This is a genomic window from Streptomyces sp. NPDC007875, assembly GCF_042868035.1.
GTDB classification, from domain to species: domain Bacteria; phylum Actinomycetota; class Actinomycetes; order Streptomycetales; family Streptomycetaceae; genus Streptomyces; species Streptomyces antimycoticus.
This window is the reverse complement of record NZ_JBIADZ010000089.1, coordinates 1-4,744: the sequence shown is the minus strand read 5'-3', so window position 1 is coordinate 4,744 and position 4,744 is coordinate 1. Positions and strand designations below refer to the sequence as shown.

The window sequence follows — 4,744 nt, the reverse complement described above, 5'->3', positions numbered from 1 at the left end:
CCATCCAAGACACCACCGAAACCCTCCCCGAGGTCCGGGCCACCATCACCGGCACCCTCCGCCGCCACGACGGCGGCCCCGACCGCGTCCTCACGAGCCTCGCGGAGCTCTCCACCGCCGGAATCCCGGTCCACTGGCCTACCGCGTACGCCGGAACCGCCCCCTCCCAAGTCCCCCTGCCCACCTACCCCTTCCAGCACCAGCACTACTGGCTGGCCGCCACCGGCCACCACGGGGATGTCGGCTCCGTGGGACTGCGCGACGCGGCACACCCGCTGCTGGGGGCCGTGGTCAGCGTGCCGGACACCGGAGGGGTGCTGCTCACCGGGCGGCTGGCACCGTCGGCGCAGTCCTGGCTGGCCGACCACATGTTGTCCGGGGTCGCCCTGGTGCCGGGTACGGCGATCGTGGAACTGGCCGTACGGGCCGGGGACGAGACCGGCACGCCGGTGCTGGAGGAGCTGGTCCTCGGCCAGCCGATGCATCTCCCCGAGGACGGCTCGCTTCAGGTGCAGGTCCTGGTGGGTACGGCCGAGGACGACGAGCGCCGTGCGGTGCGTGTCTACTCCCGCGGCGACGAGTCCGAGCCCTGGGTCGAGCACGCCTCCGGCACCCTGTCCGCGCAGGCGCTCGCTCCTGTCGAGGCAGAGCGGCAGTGGCCGCCCGCCGGGGCGGAACCCGTTGCCCTGGAGGGCTTCTACGACCGCCTGGCCCAGGCAGGCTATGAGTACGGGCCGGTGTTCCGCGGGCTCACCGCAGCCTGGACACGCGACGGTGATGTGTTCGCCGAGATCACCCTCGGCGAGGAGCAGCACGACCTCGCGGGCCGCTTCGGCATCCATCCGGCGTTGCTGGACGCGGCGCTGCACGCGAGCAACTTCTGCCCGGGCAACGCGCCCGGCGGCGGGACATATCTGCCGTTCTCCTGGAACGGCGTGCAGCTGCACGCCAACGGCGCCACCGCCCTGCGGGTGCGGGTCGCCTCCACCGGGCCGGACAACCTGTCACTGCACGCGACCGATCCGTACGGGGTGCCCGTGGTGACCGTCGGATCGCTGGTGCTCAGGGAGACCACCGCGGAGCAGCTCCGCACCACATCGGCCTCGCCCACCGCGGATTCCCAGTTCACCGTGGAGTGGACCGAACATCCCCTGGCCCGGCACGAGGTGGCGTGGGCGGCGCTGGACGCCGTGCACGACGACGACACGTGGCCGCCGGTGGTCGTCGCCGACACCCGGGCATACGCCGCGCAGGACGGCCGACTGCCGGACGCGGGCGGACTGCCGGAGGACGGCGGACTGCCGGAGCGCGCCCGTGAGCTGACCGGCCGGGCACTGGCCGCGATACAGCGTCTGATCAGCGACGACGGACTCGCCGACTGCCGCCTGGTGCTGCTCACCCGGGGCGGCATGGCAGTGCTTGACGACACCGAGGTCACCGACCCGGCCGCCGCCGCGGTGTGGGGCCTGGTGCGCGCCGCGCAGGCCGAACACCCGGGCCGGGTGTGCGTGATCGACACCGACGACCGGTCGGCTGAGGCCCTGCCCGCCGCGCTGGCCGCAGAGGAACCCCAGCTCGCGCTGCGTGGCGGAACCGCGTGGGTGCCCCGCCTGGTGCGAGCGCGCCCGGGACTGGCGGTCCCGGCGGCCGCGACGTGGCATCTGGACGTCACCGAACACGGCACGCTGGAAAACCTCGCCCTGGTGCCCCACCCTCGGGCGGAGGCGCCGTTGGAGGCCGGCCAGGTGCGGATCGCGGTGCGCGCCGCCGGCCAGAACTTCCGCGATGTGCTCATCGCCCTCGGCATGTACGAGGCGGAAATCGGCACCGAGGGCGCGGGTGTGGTGACCGAGGTCGGCCCGGGCGTGGCGGACCTGGCCGTGGGCGACCGCGTAATGGGCATGTTGCCCGGTTCGTTCGGGCCGCTGGTGGTGGCGGACCGGCGGACAGTGGTACGGATGCCACGCGACTGGTCGTTCACGGCGGCGGCCGGGGTACCGGTGGCCTATCTCACCGCGCTGTACGCATTGCGGGACCTGGGCGATGTCCAGCCGGGTGAGGCGGTGCTGGTGCACGCCGCCGCCGGTGGTGTCGGCATGGCCGCCGTACACCTCGCCCACCACTTCGGCGCCACCGTCCTCGCCACCGCCCACCCCGCAAAGCACCACACCCTCGAGCAACTCGGGGTCCCCACGGGACGACGCGCCTCCAGCCGTGACCTCGCCTACGCCCACACCTTCCCGACCGCCGACATCGTCCTCAACTCCCTCACCGGCGAACACATCGATGCCTCGCTGCGGTTGCTCAACCCCGGCGGCCGTTTCATCGAGATGGGTCGCACCGACATCCGGGACGTGGACGAGGTGCGCGCGTCGCATCCGGACCGGACGTACCACGCATTCGACCTGGGCGCGGACGCCGGGCCGGATCGCATCCAGGAGCTGCTGGTCGAGCTGGTGGACCTGTTCGAGCAGGGCCTGATCCCTCCGCTGCCCACCCGGCCGTGGGAGATCACCCGCGCCCCCGACTCGTTCCGCTGGATGAGCCAGGGCCGCCACACCGGCAAGATCGTGCTCACCCTCCCCCGCACACCCGACCCCGAGGGCACCGTACTGATCACCGGCGGCACCGGCACCCTCGGCACTGCCATCGCCCGCCACCTCGTCACCCACCACGGCATACGCCACCTGGTCCTCGCCAGCCGCCAGGGGCCGAACGCCCCCGGCGCGGCCGTCCTCCACGACGAACTGACGGCACTGGGCGCGCAGGTACGGATCACCGCCTGCGACATCGCCGACCGCGGCCAACTCGCCGCGCTCCTCGCCGACATCCCGGCCGACCATCCCCTCACCGGCATCGTGCACACCGCCGGCACCCTCGCCGACGGCACCCTCACCACACTCGACCCCGACCGCATCGACACCGTCTTCCGCCCCAAGGTCGACGCAGTCACCCACCTGCACGACCTCACCCGCCACCAGGACCTGGCCCTCTTCGCCGTGTACTCCTCCGCCGCCGGAATCCTCGGGAACGCGGGCCAGGCCAACTACGCCGCCGCCAACACCTTCCTCGACGCCTTCATGCAGCAGCGGCGCGCGGCGGGGCTGGCCGGGCTGTCGCTGGCCTGGGGCCTGTGGGCGGAGACCAGCGACCTTTCGGCCGCGCTGATCACGGCCAACCGGGATCGCACCCAACACGGTGTCGTCCGCCCGATGAGCACCGAGCACGCTCTGAGCCTCTTCGACAGCGCCCTCGGCCTGGGGCTGTCCCTGGTGGTACCGGCGAAGCTGGACCCCGGCGCGCACGAGTCCGCCGCGGGTGCGGTGTCCCCGCTGCTCACCGGCCTCCTCCGCCCGACCCGGCGCACCTTGCGGTCCGCGGCGGGATCCGCCGAAGGCGGTCTCACGGCCCGGCTGGCGGCGCTGTCCGAGGCCGACCAGCACCGGCTGCTGCTGGACCTCGTACGGGACCATACGGCGACCGTGCTCGGGCACGCCGGAAAGGACGCCGTGGACGCCAGGCGCGCGTTCAGCGAGATCGGGGTCGACTCGCTCATCGCGGTGGAACTGCGCAACCGGCTCTCCAGCGCGACCGGGCTGCGCCTGCCCGCGACGGTCGTGTTCGACTACGCGACACCGGAGGCGATGGCCGGGCATCTGCGGGCCGTGGTGGCCGGCGACACGGCCGCCCCTGCCTCCGCGTCGACATCGGCGGTGGCGCCCGCGTCCGCGGTGGCCCCGGCGGACGACCCGGTGGCCATTGTGTCGATGAACTGCCGGCTGCCCGGCAAGGTCACCGGCCCCGAGGAGCTGTGGGATCTGGTGTCCCAGGGCCGGGACGCGATCGGCCCGTTCCCCACGGACCGCGGCTGGGACGTGGAGACGCTGTTCGACCTCGATCCGGACGCCGTGGGCAAGTCCTACGTACGCGAGGGGGGTTTCCTCACCGGCGCCGGCGACTTCGACGCCGAGTTCTTCGGCATCTCGCCGCGCGAGGCGCTGGCGATGGATCCGCAGCAGCGACTGCTCGCCGAGACCTCATGGGAGCTGTTCGAGCACGCGGGCATCGACCCGATGTCCGTCCGCGGACAGGCCATCGGGGTGTTCGCCGGGGTCATCGACCAGGGATACATCGCCCACTCCGAGGCGCCCCCGCCCGAGTTGGAGGGCTACCTGATGACCGGCGGTACCACGAGTGTGGCCTCCGGTCGAGTGGCCTACCTGCTGGGCCTCGAAGGCCCAGCGGTGACGGTGGACACGGCGTGCTCGTCGTCGCTGGTGGCACTGCACCTGGCCGTACAGGCGCTGCGGGCGGGCGAGTGCTCGATGGCCGTCACCGGTGGCGTGACGGTGATCGCCAAGCCCGGCGGTTTCATCAGCTTCTCCCGCCAGCGCGGGCTCGCGCCCGACGGCCGCAGCAAGTCCTTCAGCGAGGGCGCCGACGGCACCACCTTCAGCGAGGGCATCGGTCTGGTGCTGCTGGAACGGCTCTCCGACGCCCGCCGCAACGGCCACGAGGTGCTCGCCGTGATCCGCGGCAGCGCGGTGAACCAGGACGGGGCCAGCAATGGCCTGACCGCGCCGAACGGGCCCTCCCAGCAGCGGGTGATCCGCCAGGCGCTGGCGAACGCCGGGCTGACGGTGGCCGACGTGGACGCGGTCGAGGCCCATGGCACCGGCACCGCCCTCGGCGACCCCATCGAGGCACAGGCACTCCTGGCCACGTACGGCCAGGACCGGCCGGA

1 protein-coding gene is annotated in these 4,744 nt (G+C 72.8%); it reads left to right on the top strand.

Annotation, left to right across the window (positions count from 1 at the left end):
• On the top strand, nucleotides 1-4,744 hold a 4,744-nt coding region (locus ACFYOY_RS48970; RefSeq protein WP_388594595.1), incomplete at both ends, for an SDR family NAD(P)-dependent oxidoreductase.